Below are 20,472 nucleotides of genomic sequence, written 5' to 3'. Positions count from 1 at the left end.
TATAAAATTAAACGTTTTTTTGACAAAAAAGCAGAGATATCAGTAGGGTCTTACGCAAAGGGCCAGGTTAACATGCAGAAATTATTGCGGAAAAGGCTGGATTTGGCGCGATGCGGTTAAAGTCCTGTCTAAGCCGCCTGCGCGGCGGTTCATTCAGTGTTTGAAACGGTGCATCTCCTCCCCGATTTCTAAGCCGCCTGCGCGGCGGTTCATTCTTTCACCTACCTACGAGCGAGGCCCACAATTTTCTAAGCCGCCTGCGCGGCGGTTCATCTCTGGGGCTATGCCCGCGATAACGGCATTGATTTCTAAGCCGCCTGCGCGGCGGTTCATGCCCAAAAGGAGATTGCCGGGGCGATCCATGATTTCTAAGCCGCCTGCGCGGCGGTTCATACACGGCTGGTGCCCTCGGGCGTTTTTGCGCGTTTCTAAGCCGCCTGCGCGGCGGTTCATAAGCTGATGCCGCACTTGGTCAAGAGGTTCTATTTCTAAGCCGCCTGCGCGGCGGTTCATGGTGGACGGGGTCTCGCCAAGCTGCTCAACTTTTTCTAAGCCGCCTGCGCGGCGGTTCATGATGCCAAATGAAGCTGGATACATCCGAGACATTTCTAAGCCGCCTGCGCGGCGGTTCATCTGAATCCGTACCACGAAGGCCCGGCCAAGCTTTTCTAAGCCGCCTGCGCGGCGGTTCATCAGTTCGGACTCCAGGACCACGGTCACCGGGCTTTCTAAGCCGCCTGCGCGGCGGTTCATATCCGGCGCTGGAACCAGGCCAGGATCTCCGTTTTCTAAGCCGCCTGCGCGGCGGTTCATCTTTATCCCGGATTTAGAGGGCTGGGCCGCGTTTTCTAAGCCGCCTGCGCGGCGGTTCATCCGCCCATGTTGGTCTCGTGCCAGGCGACAAATTTCTAAGCCGCCTGCGCGGCGGTTCATATAAACCGGAGCACGGCCTGACGCTGGACCTATTTCTAAGCCGCCTGCGCGGCGGTTCATTGCTCGTTGTTGTGGACGCAGCGCTTCAGGAATTTCTAAGCCGCCTGCGCGGCGGTTCATGCCTTGATTTGTTCGATGACGGAATAGACCATTTTCTAAGCCGCCTGCGCGGCGGTTCATATTTGGTGGTGGCCGTGAAGAGTTCCGTGACTTTTCTAAGCCGCCTGCGCGGCGGTTCATACTTCCTGCATCAGCCGGTTATTTTCTTCAATTTTCTAAGCCGCCTGCGCGGCGGTTCATTACTGGGAAGAATGCATCTCAATTGCCGCTGATTTCTAAGCCGCCTGCGCGGCGGTTCATCATCCTGGATGGAATAAAAACGCAGACCCGGATTTCTAAGCCGCCTGCGCGGCGGTTCATGTTTTTGTCACCGCCAAATGATGTTTTTGGGATTTCTAAGCCGCCTGCGCGGCGGTTCATCTGCTGGCCGGGCTGCGGTCCCTGGACCAACTTTTCTAAGCCGCCTGCGCGGCGGTTCATCGACCACCTCGGGCCGCACCTCGTACACGTCGTTTCTAAGCCGCCTGCGCGGCGGTTCATGAAGAGGTGGTCTATGATTCGACGATAGAACATTTCTAAGCCGCCTGCGCGGCGGTTCATAACTCCGAGGCCGACACCTGCTCCGTGCTCCTTTTCTAAGCCGCCTGCGCGGCGGTTCATGATTATTTCGCGGATCGCGTGGGCCACGGGCTTTTCTAAGCCGCCTGCGCGGCGGTTCATGCCAACGCCGCGACCCTGACCACTCAGCTGGATTTCTAAGCCGCCTGCGCGGCGGTTCATCTCCCCTCGGACATCTCCACCACGGCCTCAAATTTCTAAGCCGCCTGCGCGGCGGTTCATGGTATCCAACGGGGCGGCGTTGATTCCTGGGTTTTCTAAGCCGCCTGCGCGGCGGTTCATGACGTGCCCGAGAGTTCGGCCACATGCTGGTATTTCTAAGCCGCCTGCGCGGCGGTTCATAATATCCGCTGTGATGGACGCATTGCTGAAATTTTCTAAGCCGCCTGCGCGGCGGTTCATCGCTCCAGGGTTTCAGCGGGCGTTATCTCAAATTTCTAAGCCGCCTGCGCGGCGGTTCATGAGTTCATCGAGCAGTGGGAGGCCGCCAAACTTTTCTAAGCCGCCTGCGCGGCGGTTCATGACGAGTACGGCAATGTAGAGATCATCTACGGTTTCTAAGCCGCCTGCGCGGCGGTTCATCTCGATGCCGTACCAGCAGCCAAACGGCACATTTTCTAAGCCGCCTGCGCGGCGGTTCATGTCGTGGTCGTGCTCCAGCGGGGCATATCTGATTTCTAAGCCGCCTGCGCGGCGGTTCATGTTACACGGGCGCGGCTCCGCCATTTGATCCATTTCTAAGCCGCCTGCGCGGCGGTTCATGTCTTGAACGTGTCCATGGTGTCCTCGGGGAATTTCTAAGCCGCCTGCGCGGCGGTTCATAATTTCTCTGGGACCGCCTGGGATTCCTGAAATTTCTAAGCCGCCTGCGCGGCGGTTCATGGAACGAAAAAAGCCGGTGAAGGAACGTGATTTTTCTAAGCCGCCTGCGCGGCGGTTCATACGTGGCCCTGGTGGAGGGGTCGCTCTCAACATTTCTAAGCCGCCTGCGCGGCGGTTCATACGGATATCCCTTTTGCAACAATCCGTATCCATTTCTAAGCCGCCTGCGCGGCGGTTCATAGAGCAAAACCATGAGCCAGGAAGAACTACGCTTTCTAAGCCGCCTGCGCGGCGGTTCATTACCTGCGCCGGTCCATACGGAACACGGCTGATTTCTAAGCCGCCTGCGCGGCGGTTCATGAGATCGAGGCGACCTGGGAGCCTGTCCCGGTTTTCTAAGCCGCCTGCGCGGCGGTTCATGAGCACGGGTCCACGCTGGTGATTGACGAGCTTTTCTAAGCCGCCTGCGCGGCGGTTCATGCGCCGGGAAGCGTGACGATCGACGACGGGGTTTTCTAAGCCGCCTGCGCGGCGGTTCATGCGTCGATGAGTTGGATCTGCATCTCCGCGTATTTCTAAGCCGCCTGCGCGGCGGTTCATACGTATGATCACCGCATGGCCCTGCTGGATCATTTCTAAGCCGCCTGCGCGGCGGTTCATGCCGTGGGCCGTTGAGCGTTGGCGCTCATCAATTTCTAAGCCGCCTGCGCGGCGGTTCATTCAGTGTTTGAAACGGTGCATCTCCTCCACGATTTCTAAGCCGCCTGCGCGGCGGTTCATAGGTGTCGGGGTAAACGGTGATATAAACTTAGTTTCTAAGCCGCCTGCGCGGCGGTTCATATAGCGGCCACGGTACCGCCGGACACCTGGATTTTCTAAGCCGCCTGCGCGGCGGTTCATAAGAACAAGTTGAGAGAAAATATTAATAAAACAAGTGGTTATGTTAGGAGTGCCTGCTTTGCCTTCTCTTGTGGATGTGCAATCTAACCATTTGAAATTGCTATGCTTTTGTTCGCGTTGCAATGAGCAAGGTCGATCAGAAATACTCCACGCCTGCAGCGGGGTTGATCCCAAAGGTGTTGAATTTTCCTTCACCAGGGGAGTCCAAGAAAAGGCGTCTGATATAAAATGGATAGGTATTGTTCCCCGTACTTGTACTTCGAATCAGGACAAAAGGGCCGTCAGGAAAAAAATCTTGCTGATAGTCAGCATAGTACTCTTCAGCCTCTTCTCTGGTAACACCATGCCGTCTCATTCTTCTTCTCATGAGTTTTTCTTTGCCGTGGTCATGCCTGAGCCTGGAATAGGCAACATAACCTTTGATCCTTGATCCGGGTATCAGTCGGGGTGAAGTAACGTGCAGGTAATCCCGTAGGTTGGACAGTGCTCCTGGAATATCCTTGGAGGAAAAATCTTTGTCCCAACCATGGACGTATACTTTGTCTCCCAATGTTGGCTTGTTTTCATCATATTCAGGAAAGGAAACACCAAAAGGAACGGAATCCCGGCTATCCTTTATCCGGACAAAATGATTATGCAATGCCTGCATGACATGGCTCATTAAAACCGGCCCGGTAACACCGGAAACCTCATCCGGGATCAGGGTGATTTGAACATATTTACGCATGGCATTACTCACCTCCTTCTCCAAATACGCCTCCTCTGATCAACATGGCCATCATGTACTTCTGCTCATTGGGATCAAGCTTGCTCAAGCCCTGCTGCACAGCCCTGTCAAACAAGGTATAAAAATCATTATTCTTTGGCTCCCTGTAAGCCTTTCCTTCACTGGTAACAGCCCCGTAAGAATTAATTGAAATGGGCTTGTCCGCCTCCGGATGATACCAATCATCAATAGTGTGAACTGCGTTGGTCACCTTTTGAGGATGCAGGGCGGCTGCCTGGAAGTCCTTGCCCTGATATTTATAATTCGCCTGAAAAAGATGCTTGCTTTTCTTGCCCTTGCCCCTGGAACTATCCAAGACCAGTTCCTGGCTCGGATAGACCTCCATCCCCGGAAAACGTTTTACGCAGGCATCAACCTCCATGTTGAGATGACTATTACGTCCGGACAGCACGTCAGCCATTTTCTTGCCCAACTCTTTGGCATTTTCTTTTACTTCCTCTTCCAGCTTGTCGAATCCAGTGAGTGGGATATTTGAAAATACATAATCCTTGCCATCAGCTTTTATCGTTATCTCGATCTGTTCCGCTCCCAAGCGGTTACGCCACAAAAAACGGCCGTTGGCCAGATTGACGGCGTATCTCCGGGCCAACTCAACAAACCCGTCACTTTCGGCAAACTCGGAGACCATTTCTCGAATTTTTTCCTTCACCGCCGGGTTGTTGCAGGCGCAGGGCTCCACTTTCCCGGCCACCTGAATGTTGAAGAGGACCCGAAGCGTGTCCTCATCCATCCCCAAGGCGCAATAATCAACCGTTTGCAAGTTTGGATTTTCAATGCTTGCTTCCACCTTGGTCTGAGTTTGATCTTTGTCTTTCAAGCGATTATCTATCACTCCCCGCACTGACTTTTCCTGAACGGGCAAAGGACGACCAACATCTTTATCTTTCCTTCTATCCCATTTGGTCCCGAAAAACATCGCGTTAGAACTGGACAAACGGCGGTCGAAAGCCAATACAGATGCCTTGTTCTCGTTTTTTGCCATGACTATTCTCCTTTATTTTGATTTGTATACACAAAAAGTCCACTGGCTTCGTCCACATTCGACTGCCAGAGAACTTTTCCCAGCCTATCCAGACGGATGGGCATGACAAACTCGCCCAATGTAACCACATTCTCCGCAAAACAATGCGGGTATTCAGGGTCTCTCTGGTTTTTGACCTGCCCAGTTTCGGATATGGCCCGGTAGCCGACAGCGATGGGAACCAGCCATCCCGGCTCTTCAGTTTTTCTGCCCCAGCCAACGGTTTGACCGTTCTCATCTTCCACACGACGTACCTCAAGATGATCCAGTAACGCATCCAGAGCATCCTTCCCATCTTCCATCGATTGTTCTATCAGATCTCTCCTCTCAACAAGAACAAAGCCGGGCATGAGCAGGCGCAGCAAATGCCTTTCATCCTCCTCATCACCGCAGTTCCGGCAAACAATATTTTCCGCGCCCCAGATCGTGCCTCCGGCAAAACGCAAAAGAGGCAAAATGGCCTGGACACCCTTCTGTAGGTCCTTGAAACTCAAGTCCTCACCCAGAATTTTTATTATCAGGGAGACCCGCATGTCCGCCTTTCCCTCCTCAATAAACGGAACACCTTTAAGAAGCCCATTTTTGTCTTTTTCAACGTGTTTCTTGAGATAAGGCGGGTTCTTGCTCAGAGAGAGCCTTGTTTCCCTCCCGGTCTTATGGACCCCTGGGTCAAAATAATGGCAGGAAATACCAGCCAGGGGGAGAAGAATCCCAGGGTGACCTGATTGCAATTTTCTCTGAAGGGCATGAACAAATCCCATAATCGCGGGAACTCCCGGAAAACCATTGACGATAGGGCAGGAATCCATGCTTGCTTCGGTCACATCCATTTTCTGAATTACAAGATAGCTATCCATCAAGATACTCCTTGGCCAACTTGGCTATTTCCCCCGAAAAGGCTTCACCCAGTTCAATTTTCTTTTTTTGCGGATCAACACGAAGCATCTTATCAAAGTTCCGGCGAATAAAGCGGCTGATCTGCATCGCTATTTCCTCTTGCCAGTCTGTACTCTGCCCCCTGTCACCTTCGGGATCGACTGGAGCATAAGGATCAAGCCATGCTTTCTGAGCAGGGGACAGTGCAGCGTATTGTTGTTGCAGGGACCAGCCCGGCTCGGCACTGGATATGATTTTTTCCGCTGGCCATATTATCCCGCGTTCTATTATTGCCCGAAGAATGCCTTTTTTCTTCCTCCGTGCCCAAAGGGTATTGGGATCTTGGAGCAAAGACGAGTAGAGCGAAATGAACAGATGGCCGACTCCTTTTTGAGCTTCCTGAGGATTTTTAGGGAGGTATACCCAGATCTGGTCGAAAAAATTGCGTTTAGGCAATTCATAGTCTCTTCCAAACGAGGGCGGAAGACATGTCAGCACTCTGGCATTGCCGCCGTTCTCATTATTCAGGTGGCTGACATTTTGAGGCTTTGTCCCGCCATATTTTCTCACCCATTGATCAACAAATGAGACCCGGAAATTATATTCTTTGTTGTTTTCTATCCTTACTTCCCATTCACGGGAGTTGATACGGGACTTCAACTCCCAGATAAGCACAGAACAGGGCAGCAGGGTCAGTATTCTGTACTGATCATTTTCCAGAGGAAGATAAACTTGTTTAAGCTTAAAATCAGTTCTGGAAGAGAATTTGCCCTGCTTTTCCTTTCCCTGAAAATTTTCCGCCCATCTTTTGAATTCTTTTTCTTCTACTGAGGCAATACGCCTTAGATCTGAAGAACATTGCTTCAAGTGTTCTCTTACGCTCCTTCCATCTTGCATCATTGCTTCCATGGTCTTGGAGTGGGGTAAGTCAGCTGCGTTTCCTGCTGCATAATCATTCAATTCAGTCCTAAAGTTGCCGAAACAAACATATCCGCCCCCACATTTTGAGTTCTCGCAGAGAAGAGACATATCATCCTTGGCCTGGGGATGAGTATACTTCCCGATATGGGTAGCCGGGCGCATCATGTTTTTCGGCTCCCGCCCAAGATTCTCTCTGAGCATCTCGCCGGAATCTTTCTTTTTCTGTGCGGCCAATTCTTCCAATGTTTGCGTCACAAGCTCACCTCCCTTTGGTTCATTCAAACAGCCTTTCAAGGTTCCTTTCCTGCCACAAGCCAAGGTCAGGATTGAAGTAAAGCGCTTTCTGTCCGGCCTCCAGCATGTATTCCGGCACGGAGATCTCCCCAAACCGGGCAGCGGCCTGATTAACAGTCAGACCCAACTCCCTGCCGATATCCTCAAGTTGGGAATAATACGTTGCCGGCAACCAGAGGCGTTTTTTCTCCTGCCAGCTCAAATCCACGTGCTGAAAATCATAATTAGACGAAATGTATTTTCCTGAGTCATCCTTTTTATAAAACTTTGGCCGCAGATCAGGCTCTTCCGGAAAGATGAAAAAGCTTTGCTCACGGCTCCCTTTTCTGAATGGTCTTGCCCTTTGAGCAATATCCGTCAGATAATATGGCCCATGCAGCCACCCGGACACCTTTTTGTAATCACTGCTTTCTCCATGGGTTAAAAACGAATCCAGGCTGACATGCTCAAGGTGTAGAAGACTTTTCTGAGGACTTGGATTGCTGATGCGGCCGATTCTCATTCCGGAATCAATCCGTTCATTGACCATACGCTCATCAAGGATTTCGCGCAGATCATGGCTATCCAGACTCAATTCTCCTGACTCATAGCCGGGGCGTGTGTAAGCAATCTTTTCATTGAGCAAGGCCCGGATATTGTGACTCAGGACAATGACGTTCGGTGCATTAAGCCTTTGTCTTTCTCTATGTCTGAGGATACGGCCCGCCATCTGTACCATGGACCTGACCGAAGAAGGCTCCAGCACGGCCCAGTCGAAATCATGATCCCGGCCGACCTCCTCCACAGGAGTGGCCAGAACCATGAACAGGACGTTTTTCTTGCTCGTATTCTTGATATGTTTATAAACTTCCGGGTGCTCGTAGGCTTTTTTCGAATCCTTGCGCTTGAGTACCGCATCAAGCATTTTTTCAATATAGTGACGGGAGATAAGCGGAAACCTGGAATGATAGGGGAGAATCTTGATTTCCATATCCGGCGGAAGATCGGCCTGCAGAAAAAAACGGGCCATTTTCACGCATGGCGTAATATTGGCCATGCGCACCACCCCGAAAGACACGTTTTTGTTTCTGTAAAGGCCGGCATGCAGTCTGTGGAGTTCCAGCACTGACTCCAGAACCTGACCGGAAAAATTAACCACGCTGACGGGTTGAATTTTTCCTTTGCGTTTGACCGGCTGTTCCCGGATTTTTTTAATGCGCAAGGCAGTGAATTTGTCATGCTGCTTTGAAAACTCTGAGCCATTGCCAATATTGGCAACCCTGGCCCCCATGGTTTCATCTATCCAGGAGCACAAAATTTCATTTTGTCTGCCCCTGGCGAGGGCAAACAACCTCCAGCCTTCCCGATAGGAATTAAAGGCCCCCTCAGCCACGGCAGGAGGTATGGTGGCAGAGGACAAGAGCACGTTACGGCCCAGCATTCCGGCCAGATGCACCAATCGCAGGATGGCCGCCAGATCGCTTCCGTCAAAGTCATCCACTTCATCGATAACCAGATCGGCGGAAAGCATCCGCAACCAGGGCAGAATGTGCCTGCCCCTGCTCACCCCTTCGGTGGCCCCCATAACATGGTCAATGGTACAAACCAGTATCGGGCTGTACAGAACCTGTCTGGCCTGGGGGGTGGCCAGCTTGGTGGACAACTTTTCATCCAGCACATTGGAGGAAAAGATCACCTCGTTCCAATCCGAATAAATATCCCAGCTTGGCTCTTCACTCTCACTTTCCTGTTTACTCCGCGATTCATGAAGCTCCCGGAAAGCCCTCGAACCTACGACCACAGCCAGTTCGGAACTGTCCAGGCCGATGCGGTCCCGGTATTCATCCCCTGTCTGCAAAGTCAAACTGCGAAGTCCCAGCGCCAGGGTATATCTCAACCTTCCACCCTGGATAGCGTTCATAATCTTGGCATTACCAAAGGTCTTGCCAGTGCCTGTACTGGCCATGTTCAGACAGAATACCCCTCTTTGCCCTATTCCAGACTCCTTGACACTTTTGCGTATTCTGTCCGCAGCCCGGTCTTGCCAGGCAAAACCGCCTTTTGATTGTCTTTCAATCGCCTCTGGGGATTCAACACATGCCAGTCCTTGTTCAAAATGGGGATACAAATGGCAGAAAGAAAGTGCCTCGTTTGTTGCATCAAGCAAATGGGAGTCAAGCAAAACCGGGGAGGACTCGTCTTCTTTTTTCAGGGACTTGGCCCACAGTGTGTTGGGGTTGCCGTTTCCTTTGGCTGCATGACTGTTTCCCTTTTTGTCCTTCCCCTGATTCTCCGCCTTGCGGGAGGATTCATGGTCACCGATCATCAAAGCGGTTCGAGCCAAAACAGCCATTTGCCGCAGGGCCATGTCCCACTCGCCGACCAGAGAGAATTCTTTCTGCACAAGATTCTTCCCTCGCCCGGCCCATTTAGCCGCCTGCCTGGTCCAGAGAGGGGAGCGACAGGGCAATCCTCGCGAAAAAGACCATCCGCAATGCGTCTCGACCTGTTTCTTCAAGTATCCCCATTCAGAATTCACCGAATGTAGAAGCCTCTCAGGAGAATTGCACGGCGAAAGCGAACCATCTTCCGGATGGGGAAGTAAGTGATGGCTCAATATCAGCCAGCCTATCAAAAGGGAGAGGGGGTCTTGCAGGGCCTTGAAGGGAAAACAGTCGTCTTCAAGGCAAGCACCAGCCCGGTCAATCAACTCCCCTTCCATTGGACCAAGGGGGCGTTGCAGATCAGAAAGCCATGCTTTTGGTTCCTTGCCTTGGACAAAAGCGGCCCAAAAAAGAAGAGAAACGAATTCATGGCGCAGATAGTCGGTATGCCTGTTCTCACGGAGCAAATCCTGGAAGGCATCCCATGCCTTGCCCCAGTCGTGGAACAGTCCGGCCAGGGCCACGCATAACTTTATCGCCTCCAGATAATGCCAGTCGTTGTCTATCTGTTTGATAGAATTAACCCGGGAATAATTCGTAGGGACAATCCCGTACCTGCTGAATTTTCTTTTATTGCCGATGATCCACAACAGCTTGGTATTCGCGTGCCCGACAATCCTGTGACAAGCCACCGCGGTGTGCCTGCTTGCGTTCCGGCTCAAAAGAAGCTTTACAGCCTTGAGCCCTTCCATGGTCAAACGGGTTTTCCAGGTGCTCTGCCCCACTCTCTCCGCAAAGCTGTCCAATACCTGGACGGTTCTTGTGCGGGCCTTTTTCGCGCACTCGGAAACAAAAAAAACTATCATCAGGGCCGCCCGTATTCGGAACAGATTGCTTTAACCGAATCTACCATCAAATCCAGAGCCTTATGAGTCACGAACAAGTCGATAACCGTATCTCGGAACTCCTGTTCCCGATCACCGCGTAAAGCACTGATGAACGCGATAGGCAATACCAAGGCGTCTTTAACCAGATCGGCGACATCGAACACCAACGCGCCGCGCCTGGTTTTGCCGTGCATGACCGGGAAACCATGAGGAATGCCCAGAACCCACAGGCATGTGGCCGCCAAGCCATAGGCCAGATAATTCCCATGATTTAAATAATCGTTGGCCCTGTCTCCGCCCTCGTGCTTCCGGGTAAAATCGCCAAGGTCCAAAGTCTTAGCCACGTACCTGTATAGCCCTTTGGTCGCCCTGGCCTCGATCTGCAATAGTTTCTGCGTATCCCCGGCACCAATGACCTCTTTTCCGGCGCGTTCAAGTATTCGCTGCATGTCCGGGTCATCAGCGTACAGCCCATATTCCTGGTATAGACCTTCATGCTCCCAGATCCGGCGAATGTTATCGACACGCCACTGCTGAAGCTTTTTAGCGACTTCCAGGCGAATTCCTGAATCAAACCAGAATGAGAGCCATTGTTGGACATATTCCGTGGGCCGATACTCGCTTTGAGGTGAAAGCCATTCCACTTCGGTTCCGGCAAATAGCGGACTGCCCCCGCCTCCGCAGAATCCTATCATGACCCCGGCGGCGGAGAGCATGCGCACGGCAGCCTGGGTAATGGATGTTCCTGTGCCAAGGAGTATCACCGAGGTATTGGCAATGGGGATATTCCAGTACGCCTGTTTGTCCCGATCTTGGGTCAGATACTCGACCCTGCCGCTGTTAACCAATACCCGGCAGTGCTCAAGATAATAAATATTCGCTCGCTTTGAATGCAGGATTGATTTCAGATGTTTCTTTTCTTCTAATAAGCTCATGGTAGTCGCCTTTTGATGTGGCAGCTCCACATCACCACAACTCGAAATCTCAAATTGTCACTTCAAAGCTTCCTGTCCGCCAGAATACTGGTCAACCATGTTTACAAACTTACAGTATCAGTTGCTCGATTCCATAGCTCTTTCTACCTCCTCCCACAAATCCAAACCTCCGCCCCGGCTCATCGCCTTCCAACAACTGCCGCAACGCCTCGAACACGACGCGGAATTGTTCGTCGTACTTGGCTTCCATGTCTTCGATCTTTCGGCGCAGGTCGTCGTGGGTGGCCAGCATTTGGCGGAGCTTGGTGAAGGCGCGCATGATCTGGATATTGACTTGGATGGCCCGTTTGCTGTTCAGGACCGAGGAAAGCATGGCCACGCCCTGTTCGGTGAAGGCCATGGGCGGGTAGCGAAGGCCCATCTTGTCGGAATTGGAGGTGCCAAATTGGCACCTCCAATTTTCCAGCTCATCGGTTGACAATTCGAACATGAAATCTTCCGGGAATCGTTCAAGATTTCTGCGTACCTGTCTCTTGAGAACTTTCGTCTCCACCCCGTACAATTCCGCCAAGTCCCGGTCCAGCATAACCTTCGCGCCACGCAGCAAAAGAATCCTGCCGGTGATGGATTCCAGGGGAACAAGGTCCGTCATGTTTTTCCTCCCTGAGGTCATCTGAAGTTGCGATCCGGAGCGACCGTTCCGAAGAGAGTGACGCCCTTCCGTCCGCCCCCGTTCGTTTGGGAGCGACATGGCCTTGTTCCCTGATTGGTCCGGAAAAATCAAATCGTCTCGGCGGCCTGTGGTGATTGCCGGACGCTCGGATCATGGACGTGATCCATATCTATCACGGCCCAGGCTCAAAACCTGACCCAGTCAAAAATATTGTTTCGCCGCGGCCATGATCCGTTCCCGCACGGCAAGGCGCAGTTCCTCCGGGGCCAGGACTTCCACGTCCGGGCCGTACTTGAGGATTTCCATGATCAGTTCGCGCTGGTCCCCGTAGGGTACGCGCAGTTCATAGGCCTTGTCGCGCCATGCGCCGACCTGGTCCGGGTGCCAGACCTCGCTTGCCACCCAGCGGGCCGCCTGGCCGGTGAAGCGCAGGACCGCGGCATGTTCGGGCTTGCGCAGGAAAATGCCGAAGGAGTCGTGCATCAGGGCGTCCAGGGCCGTGTTGTCGGGCATGTTCGCCTGTTCGGGCAGCACTTGGGCTTCGACGATTCGGTCCAGGGCAAAGGTGCGGCGGGCGTCGGCCTGGTCGCAGTGGGCGAGCAGGTACCAGGCGTCCCGGTAGCGGAGCAGGCGGAAGGGGTGGATGGTTCTCGGGCTTGGGGCTTGTTTGTCCGGTCCGTGATAGAGCAGCCGGATCTTGCGGGAGCCCAGCAGACCGGCGGCCAGGGCCTCGAAGACCGGCGGATGGACCGGACGGGGGCGCATGGGGTGGAGCAGGACGCGGCGGATCAGGTCGTCCACGTTGAGCCCCATGTCCTGCACGGCCAGGCGCAGGCGCTTCAGGAGATCTTGCAACGGCCGCTGGAGCAGGCCGGGTTGGGTGGACTCCAGGAATTGGATGGCCGCGAGCACGGCGTAGAGTTCGGATTCGTTGAACCAGAATCCGGGCAGTTCGAAGGTTCCGGCCCGATTGTCGTAAGCGTATCCGCCGGCGTCGCGGTCAAAGACGATGGGCGCTCCCAGCAGGTCGCGCATCTCGGCGATGATCCGTTTGACCGTGGCCTGGGAGCACTCCAGTTCATCCTGGATGCGGGCTCGGGAAACGGGGAGGTTGTGGGTGTGAAAGAGCCGATGCAGGGCGTAGATGCGTTGGGCGCGGTTCATTTATCCCTCCGGTGAAAGGCGGGTTGATGGTTTGGCGCGCCGCGATCCTTGGTCCGGCGCGGGTCAGTGGTCGTGGGGCAGGGCGTGGGGGATCAGGGAGTGGGGTTTTTCCTGGCCGTGGGCGGTCATCAGGTCTTCGTCGGCCATGATGGTTATGGCCGGTCCGTGGGCCACGATCCGGCCCTGGTCCAGGAGCACGACCCGGGTGCAGACTTCCAGGGTCAGTTCCAGGTCGTGGGAGGCTATGAGCAGGGTCTGGTCGGATTGCTTGAGCAGACCGATCAGACGGCGACGGGCCCGGATGTCCAGGCCGGCGCTGGGTTCGTCGTAGATGATCACCCTGGGATGCATGGCCAGGGCGCCGGCTATGGCCACGATCCGCTTTTCGCCTTCGGATAGGTGGTGGACCGGACGTTGGGCCAGGTCCTGGGCGCCTACGGTGAACAGGGCGGTTTGGACCCGCTCGGTCACCTGTTCTTCGGACAAACCCATGTTGCGCGGCCCGAAGGCCACGTCCTCCCAGACGGAAGGACAGAAAAGCTGATCGTCGGATTTCTGGAAGACCAGGGTCACCTCGGGGTTGAAGCCGCCGCTGACCACCTTTTTGCCGTGGACCTGGATTTCGCCGGAGGTGGGCTTGAGGATGCCGCTGATGAGCAGGAACAGGGTGGTTTTGCCCGCGCCGTTGGGACCGATCAGGCCGACGCGTTCGCCGGGGGCGATGCGCAGATCGAGATGGTCGAGCACATGCGGCTTGTCCGGATAGGAGAAGCACAGGTCGTTCAGGGCGATGGCGAAGGGCGTGGTTTGGGACACGGGAAGCGGAATTAGAGGGTTTCCATCCGGAAATTCATTTGTTTCCGGATGCTGAAACTGCCGGTTTTCATTTCGGAAACGAGCAATTTTTTCTTTTGGCAAGGAAGTCAAGCAATTATAAGGAGGCGTATATCAATACGTTGACGAAATAATTGTACGACTGACGCAGCCAAAAGGAAAAAGGGCCGTTTCCGGATGAAAACTAGAGGGTCAGTTCAAGCCAGATCAGGAGTCCGGCCGCGGCGCAGACTGCGGCCAGGGCCAGGAGGTCGACCCGGGTCGCCGTGAATTCGCCCGGGCGGACCGGAGCATGGCCGTACCCCCGCAGGCGCATGGCGTTGTACACGCCCTGGGAACGTTCATATCCGCGCAGGATCAGGCTGCCCGTCAACCAGGCCAAGGTGCGCAGGTTGCGCCAGGGCCGTCTTTGCTCCACATGGCCGCGCAGACGCATGGCAATCCGCATCCGACGCAGATCCGCGGAGAGCACCTCCAGATAGCGGACCACCAGCAAGGCCATATCGGCCATGACGTAGGGCAATCCCAGGGCCTGCATGGCCTTGACGGTCCGCAGCAGGGGCGTGGTGCCCAGCAAGACCGCCGCCAGGGTGACGATGCAGAAAAAGCGGGTGGCCACGAGCAACGCGGCCTGGAGCCCTTCCCTGGTGACGGTCAGGCCGCCCCATTCCACGAGGGGGGTGAATCCGCTGATGAGTGGGAGCACGATGATCAGGCCCAGAATGACCAGCGAAGGGTAGCGCAGCCGCCGGAGCAAGAGGTCGAGGGGATAGCGGGACATGGCGACCACGGTCAGGGTCAGGGCGATCATCACCGGCAGGACGCGGAGATTGGAGACGAAGGAAAAGGTGAAGGCCAGCAGGAGCAGGCCGATCAGCTTCAGTCGGGGATCCCAGCGATGCACGAAGGGGGAATCCGGCGAGACGGAGATGGAGGGAGCGATCATACGCCGTCCAGAATCACCGGGTGGACCCGCAGCAGAAACCCGGCCAGGAGGCCGGTGAGCAGGCCTTCCAGGACGGCCAGGGGAACGTGGGCCAAGCCCAGGGCCAGAATGGCCGAGCGTTCGGCCGCGGCGCTGAGATGGGCCGGGAGGCTGGTGAGCAGGATCAGGGCGAACAGCAGCACGGAGAACGCGATGCCCGTAAAGCCCGCCAAAAAGCCGAACACGGTGGTCCGTCTGGGAGACGGCGGGTCGGCGACGCCGCGCGAGCGGCAATGAAACACGCCCGCCGCGGCCAGGGCCGGCAGGCCGAGGATCACACCGTTGACCCCCAGGGTGGTCAACCCGCCGTGCCCGAACATCACGGCCTGGAGAAACAATCCGATCAGGATGGCCGGAAAGGCGAACACCCCCAGCAGCGCGCCCAGCAGCCCGTTGAGCACCAGATGGACGCTGGCCGGGGGGATGGGGATATGGATCAGGGAGGCCACGAAAAACGCGGCCGTGAGCAGGGCGGCCTTGGGAATGTCGGCCCGGGGATCCTCGCGTTTGTTGATGGCCCGGATGCACAGCCAGCAGATGGTCATGGACGCGGCGTAACCGCCGAGGGTGACGGGCAGGGGCAGGATTCCGTCGGGGATGTGCATACGCGGGGTCCTTTTGGGATCGTGAAACAAAACCTCAATGAAAGAGGTGCCTACCAATTCTGAAATGTTTGTGTCAAGGGCGCTGAATATGCTACTTGTTAAAAAAAATGATACGAATGTGCCGTCCTTCGCCGTGCTTCGAGTGTTTTGACATTCCGTTTGAATCGGTTAAACAAGGAATAGTTGCCGCAGACTGCACCGAGCAGGAGGCTTATTTTCACCTTCCAGCCCAGGAGGCCTGCATATGACCCAGCCCAAGAACGTCACCGACATCGCCGAGTTGTCCGGACTGTCCCCGGAAGAACGGGAACGCCTGCGTCCGGTCATGGACAGGTTCGATTTCCTGTCCAACGAATATTATCTTTCCCTCATCGACTGGTCCGACCCGGATGACCCGATCCGCAAGGTCATCGTGCCCTGCGTCGAGGAAATGGAGGAGTGGGGGCACCTGGACCCGTCCAACGAGGGCAAGTACTCCGTGATGCAGGGCGTGCAGCACAAGTACGAGAGCACGGCGGTGTTTCTGGCCAGCGACGCCTGCGGCGGATACTGCCGGTTCTGTTTTCGCAAACGGCTGTTCATCCATCCGGAGCAGCGCGAATTCCTGACGGACGTGGACGCGGCCCTGGACTACGTGCGCGGCCGTCCGGAAATCAACAACGTCCTGATTACCGGCGGGGACGGCCTGATGCTGCCCACGGCGCGGCTGGAACGGATCGTCTCCGGACTGCGCGGGATCGACCACGTCCGGATCATCCGCGTGGGTACCAAGCTGATGGCCTACAATCCGTATCGGGTGCTCCACGATCCGGAACTGATCCGGCTCGTGGAGCGGTACAGCCTGCCGGATCGGCGGATGTACTTCATGCTCCATTTCAATCATCCCCGGGAGATCACCGAGCAAAGCATCGCCGCCTGCGACATGCTGCTGAAGGCCGGAGCCGTGCTCTGCAACCAGACCCCCATGCTGCGCGGGGTGAACGACACGCCCGAGGTGTTGGGCGAGCTGTTCAACAAGCTGTCCTTCATCGGCGTGCCGCCCTACTACGTGTTCCTGTGTCGGCCCACGGTGGGCAACCTGCCCTTTGCCGTGCCCGTGGAACAGGCGCACAACATCTTCCTGGGGGCCAAAAGCATGTGCTCGGGACTGGCCAAGCGGGCCAGGCTGACCATGTCCCACGCCACGGGCAAGATCGAAGTCCTGGCCTCCACCACGGACCACATGGTCTTTCGGTACCACCGGGCCGCGACTCCGGAGCAGAGCGCGGAAGTGGTCATCTGCAAAAAGAACCCCGAAGCCTACTGGTTCGACGATTATCAGGAGATCATGGAGGTGGTCAGTTTGGGGGACGCGTAATTTTCGACCGCAATGCGCAGGGGCGCGGCGCGCCGTGCCCCTGCGTACCAGCGGTCCGGGATGTCGCGATTTTTTGGGCCTCGCAACTCCTTCGCCGGTCTCGTAGCATCGAACCATTGCCTGAATAAACAAGGTTTCGAGCTTCAGGCGTTCGGCAATGGTTCGATGAACGATCCCTGGCTCAGTCAAACAGGCGATGCCCAAAAAATCGCGACATCCCGGACCCATTCACGCTTGAAATGCGAATGTGCCGAGCCGTTGGACAGAGGCATGCAAAAAGCCGGGGCGCTTCGATGATCCATCGAAGCGCCCCGGCTGTTTCATGGAGGTGAGGCAGGAGAGGATCAAAGGAAGTAGTCGAAGTCGTGTTCGCGCTTCATGGTGCGTTTCAGGGTCAGGATGCGGGCCGGGAGGGTGTGCGGGTTGAGTTCCAGGGTGGGGCGCCGGTTATGCCAGATGAAGCGTTCGCCGCTGAGTTCGTCCTGGAGCAGGAAGGGACGGCCTTCGGTCAGGCCCAGCTCTTCCAGGGGGAGGTCCAATTGGCCGGTCTGGGGTTGGAACGGGTCCAGGACCACCGCGACGAGCAGGGTGTCCGCTCCGTCGTCCGTGGATTTGAGGTAGCAGATGATGTTTTCGTTGTTCACCGGGACGAAGCGCAGATTGTCCGTGCGGTGCAGGGCCGGGTGGTCGCGGCGGATCCGGTTGACCCGGGCGATCAGTTCCTTGAGGTTGCCGGGCTGGTCCCAGTTCCAGCGGCGGCACTCGAATTTTTCCGAATCAAGGTACTCCTCCCTGCCGGGCAGGGCCTCGGCCACGCACAGCTCGAAGGCCGGGCCGTAGATCCCGTAGCTGCTGGAAAGGGTCGCGGCCAGGATCAGGCGGATCATGAAGGCCGGTCGTCCGCCGTACTGGAGGTATTCCGGAAGAATGTCCGGGGTGTTGGGCCAGAAGTTGGGGCGGAAACAGTCCCGTAGCTCGGTGCGAGTCAGTTCGGTCATGTATTCGGTCAGTTCGGCCTTGGTGTTGCGCCAGGTGAAGTAGGTGTAGGACTGGGAAAAGCCCAGCTTGCCCAGTCTGGCCATGATCGTGGGCCGGGTGAAAGCCTCGGCCAGGAAGATCACGTCGGGATGATCGGCGCGGATGGTCGTGATCAGCCAGTGCCAGAAGGCGAAGGGCTTGGTGTGCGGGTTGTCCACCCTGAAGATCAGGACGCCCTTGGCGATCCAGAACCGGACCACGTCCGCCAGTTGCCGCCACAGGGCCTCCCAGTCCGTTGTTTCGAAGTGAAAGGGCAGCACGTCCTGGTACTTCTTGGGAGGGTTCTCCGCGTACCGCACCGTGCCGTCGGGCCGCCACAGGAACCAGTCCGGATGCTCCCGGACATACGGATGGTCCGGGGCGCACTGAAAGGCCAGGTCCAGGGCGATTTCCAGACCGTGGGTCCGGGCCTGGGCCGTGAGTTCCGCGAAGTCGTCCCAGGAGCCCAGTTCCGGGTGCAGGGCCGTGTGCCCGCCCTCCTCGGCGCCGATGGCCCAGGGGGAGCCGGGTTCGCCGGGCTTGGCCGCCACCGCGTTGTTCTTGCCCTTGCGGTTGGCCCGGCCGATGGGATGGATCGGCGGAAAATAGAGCACGTCGAAGCCCATCCGGGAAATCTCGGGCAGCAGCCGGATCACGTCGCGCAGGGTTCCGTGACGTCCCGGCTGCGGAGAGCAGGAGCGGGGGAAGAGTTCGTACCAGGTGCTGTACAGGGCTCGCTCCCGTTCCACGTGCAGATTGAGAACACGAGGATAGCGGGTGATCAGGTTCTGGTCCGGAAGGGCGTGGACGGCTTGGAGCAGGACGGGGTGCTCCAGTTGGGTCAGGGCGGCTTGCGGGTGGGTCGGGGCTGAGTTCAGCGCTTCCGCTGCCTTGCGGAGAAGGTCTTCCAGGTCCGGGCGTCCGGCTTCCTTGGCCCGAGCGGCGATGGTCCGTAATAGGGCCGTGGCGGAGAGCAGGTCCACGGAAATGTCCTGATCCGCGTCCAGTTTCCTTTGCATGCCGTGGAGCAGGGTGCCGTAGTGGTCGACCCAGGCTTCCAGGGTATATTCGTATTCTCCCGTGCGCTCCGGGACGACCCGTGCCTCCCAAAGGTCGTTGGGCAGGGGCCGCATGGAGGAGATGGTCCACTGATCCGCCTGATCCGAGCCGCGGGATCGGAATAGAAGGCGGGCCTGGAGCTGGTCATGGCCGTCGGTGAAGATGTCGGCCCGGACCACGAATTCTTCGCCGACAACCCGTTTGGCGGCGAAGAGACCGTCTTCAATCTCCGGACGGACCTGCTCGATGATCACGCGACAACGTCCGTTGGATGGATGCATGGCGACTCCTGGAGTTGGTCTGATTGTTCAAGGAAATGTGATACGCTCCCACGAGACGTCGGTCAGATCGACGATATGCAGGCAGCCGTGAAAGAGGGGCGGATGACCACAGGCCAGTGCCACGGCTTCCCGGCATTGCAGGGAGGCGATCAGCCAGACGCAGGGGGCCAGGGTGCCCAGGGGAACTTCCGCGCCTTCGGTTCGGTCGCTTTGGCCCAGCACGCCCTGGAAAATGCCCGGGTCCGGATCTCCCGGAAGCTGGGTGGTGATGAAGCCGGTCCAGCCGGCCACCGCCGCGCTGATCACGGGCAGGCCGGCCTCGGCCGCGGCCTTGCGCAGGGCCAGCTTGGTGGGCAGGTCCCCCAGGGCGTCCAGAACGATGTCCGCGCCCTGGATGAACCCGGGCATGTCCTTGGGGGCGACGACGGCTTGCCGGGTGGAGAGGTCCACTTCCGAGTTCACGGCCTGGATTCGCTCCAGCGCCGCCTCGGCCTTGGGCCAACCGATGGTCGACTCCAGACAGAACAACTGGCGGTTGAGGTTGCTGGCCTCGAATACGTCGCCGTCCGCGGCCCGAATCCATCCCCGGCCCTTGCGGCTGAATCCCATCCGGGCCAGCATTTCCAAAAGAGTTCCTCCCAGACCGCCGAGACCCAACTGGCAGATCCGCGTAGCGTGCAACCGCTGTTGATCCGCCTCGGAAAGCGTGGAGAAGTTTCGGATATAGCGCTGGTCAAGAGATGCGGGCATGGCCTCAGCCACCTCCAACCGCCGGAAAGAGACCGACCCGGTCGCCCTCCTGCAGTTCGTATTCCGGCCCGACGATCACGCCGTTGGCGAAGGAAATCTTGATCTCTCCCTCGGGGATGCCCAGAAAGACGATCAGGTCCCGGAGCATGGGCTTTGGTCCGAGATGAAACTCGTTCTCTTTGGGCTGAAACTTGGCCAGGGTGGCGTAGCATTTGACTTCGAGCAGCATGGGATATCCTTGGTTGATGATGAACGATGCCCCGTTGAAGTGGGCTTGGGGCCGCGCAATTGTTTCTTTCACAGGTTCTTTCTCATAATTTTCTCCGCAAC

General features: G+C 56.6%; 15 protein-coding genes and 1 CRISPR repeat array. Of the genes, 1 reads left to right on the top strand and 14 read right to left on the bottom strand.

Annotation, left to right across the window (positions count from 1 at the left end; genetic code table 11):
* Positions 1-125 precede the first annotated feature (125 nt).
* Positions 126-3,333: a CRISPR direct-repeat array (repeat unit 28 nt; unit sequence TTTCTAAGCCGCCTGCGCGGCGGTTCAT).
* A 136-nt stretch (positions 3,334-3,469) separates the two neighbouring features.
* The 11 genes from cas6f to cbiM all read right to left on the bottom strand — a co-directional run bounded on the left by cas6f (position 3,470) and on the right by cbiM (position 15,678).
* Positions 3,470-4,060 (bottom strand): type I-F CRISPR-associated endoribonuclease Cas6/Csy4, encoded by a 591-nt coding sequence (cas6f, locus tag C6366_RS11795; RefSeq protein WP_107738144.1) that lies wholly within the window; start codon positions 4,058-4,060, stop codon positions 3,470-3,472.
* Positions 4,061-4,064: 4 nt separating this feature from the next.
* On the bottom strand, positions 4,065-5,102 hold the full coding sequence (csy3, locus tag C6366_RS11790; protein WP_107738143.1) for a type I-F CRISPR-associated protein Csy3: 1,038 nt from the start codon (positions 5,100-5,102) through the stop codon (positions 4,065-4,067).
* 2 nt (positions 5,103-5,104) lie between these two features.
* Positions 5,105-5,998 (bottom strand): type I-F CRISPR-associated protein Csy2, encoded by an 894-nt coding sequence (gene csy2, locus C6366_RS11785; protein WP_107738142.1) that lies wholly within the window; start codon positions 5,996-5,998, stop codon positions 5,105-5,107.
* Positions 5,991-7,232 carry a type I-F CRISPR-associated protein Csy1 gene (locus tag C6366_RS11780; protein ID WP_146164842.1) on the bottom strand — a complete coding sequence of 414 codons (1,242 nt, stop codon included), beginning with the start codon at positions 7,230-7,232 and terminating at the stop codon, positions 5,991-5,993. The genes csy2 and C6366_RS11780 overlap by 8 nt, the downstream gene beginning before the upstream one ends.
* The gene (gene cas3f, locus C6366_RS11775) at positions 7,213-10,461 is read right to left on the bottom strand and encodes a type I-F CRISPR-associated helicase Cas3f (protein ID WP_107738140.1); all 3,249 of its coding nucleotides are present in this window, start codon (positions 10,459-10,461) and stop codon (positions 7,213-7,215) included. The genes C6366_RS11780 and cas3f overlap by 20 nt, the downstream gene beginning before the upstream one ends.
* Entirely contained in the window at positions 10,461-11,417 is a 957-nt protein-coding gene (cas1f, locus tag C6366_RS11770) for a type I-F CRISPR-associated endonuclease Cas1f (RefSeq protein WP_107738139.1), read from the bottom strand. The genes cas3f and cas1f overlap by 1 nt, the downstream gene beginning before the upstream one ends.
* A gap of 109 nt (positions 11,418-11,526) precedes the next feature.
* Entirely contained in the window at positions 11,527-12,069 is a 543-nt protein-coding gene (locus C6366_RS11765) for an ORF6N domain-containing protein (protein ID WP_107738138.1), read from the bottom strand.
* Between the two features lie 222 nt (positions 12,070-12,291).
* Positions 12,292-13,254, bottom strand: a complete 963-nt coding sequence (locus C6366_RS11760) for a YafY family protein (RefSeq protein WP_107738137.1) — start codon at positions 13,252-13,254, stop codon at positions 12,292-12,294.
* Between the two features lie 63 nt (positions 13,255-13,317).
* A complete protein-coding gene (locus C6366_RS11755) occupies positions 13,318-14,070 on the bottom strand; it encodes an energy-coupling factor ABC transporter ATP-binding protein (protein WP_107738150.1) in 753 nt (250 codons plus the stop codon).
* Positions 14,071-14,272: 202 nt separating this feature from the next.
* Positions 14,273-15,034, bottom strand: a complete 762-nt coding sequence (gene cbiQ / locus C6366_RS11750) for a cobalt ECF transporter T component CbiQ (RefSeq protein WP_107738136.1) — start codon at positions 15,032-15,034, stop codon at positions 14,273-14,275.
* Positions 15,031-15,678 (bottom strand): cobalt transporter CbiM, encoded by a 648-nt coding sequence (gene cbiM, locus C6366_RS11745; RefSeq protein ID WP_107738135.1) that lies wholly within the window; start codon positions 15,676-15,678, stop codon positions 15,031-15,033. The genes cbiQ and cbiM overlap by 4 nt, the downstream gene beginning before the upstream one ends.
* A gap of 244 nt (positions 15,679-15,922) precedes the next feature.
* On the opposite strand from cbiM, the gene C6366_RS11740 reads away from it, so the two are divergent.
* Positions 15,923-17,035: a KamA family radical SAM protein gene (locus C6366_RS11740; protein WP_107738134.1), complete on the top strand. Its 1,113-nt coding sequence runs from the start codon at positions 15,923-15,925 to the stop codon at positions 17,033-17,035.
* 344 nt (positions 17,036-17,379) lie between these two features.
* On the opposite strand, the gene C6366_RS11735 is transcribed toward C6366_RS11740, so the two are convergent.
* From C6366_RS11735 to C6366_RS11725, 3 genes are read right to left on the bottom strand one after another with little or no spacing between them, the layout of a single operon-like run.
* Positions 17,380-19,392: an alpha-1,4-glucan--maltose-1-phosphate maltosyltransferase gene (locus C6366_RS11735; RefSeq protein ID WP_107738133.1), complete on the bottom strand. Its 2,013-nt coding sequence runs from the start codon at positions 19,390-19,392 to the stop codon at positions 17,380-17,382.
* 27 nt (positions 19,393-19,419) lie between these two features.
* The gene (locus C6366_RS11730; RefSeq protein WP_146164841.1) at positions 19,420-20,142 is read right to left on the bottom strand and encodes a ThiF family adenylyltransferase; all 723 of its coding nucleotides are present in this window, start codon (positions 20,140-20,142) and stop codon (positions 19,420-19,422) included.
* A 4-nt stretch (positions 20,143-20,146) separates the two neighbouring features.
* Entirely contained in the window at positions 20,147-20,443 is a 297-nt protein-coding gene (locus C6366_RS11725; RefSeq protein ID WP_233248479.1) for a MoaD/ThiS family protein, read from the bottom strand.
* Positions 20,444-20,472 lie beyond the last annotated feature (29 nt).

The organism is Desulfonatronum sp. SC1, assembly GCF_003046795.1.
GTDB lineage: Bacteria > Desulfobacterota > Desulfovibrionia > Desulfovibrionales > Desulfonatronaceae > Desulfonatronum.
This window is presented reverse-complemented; position numbering and strand designations above follow the sequence as displayed.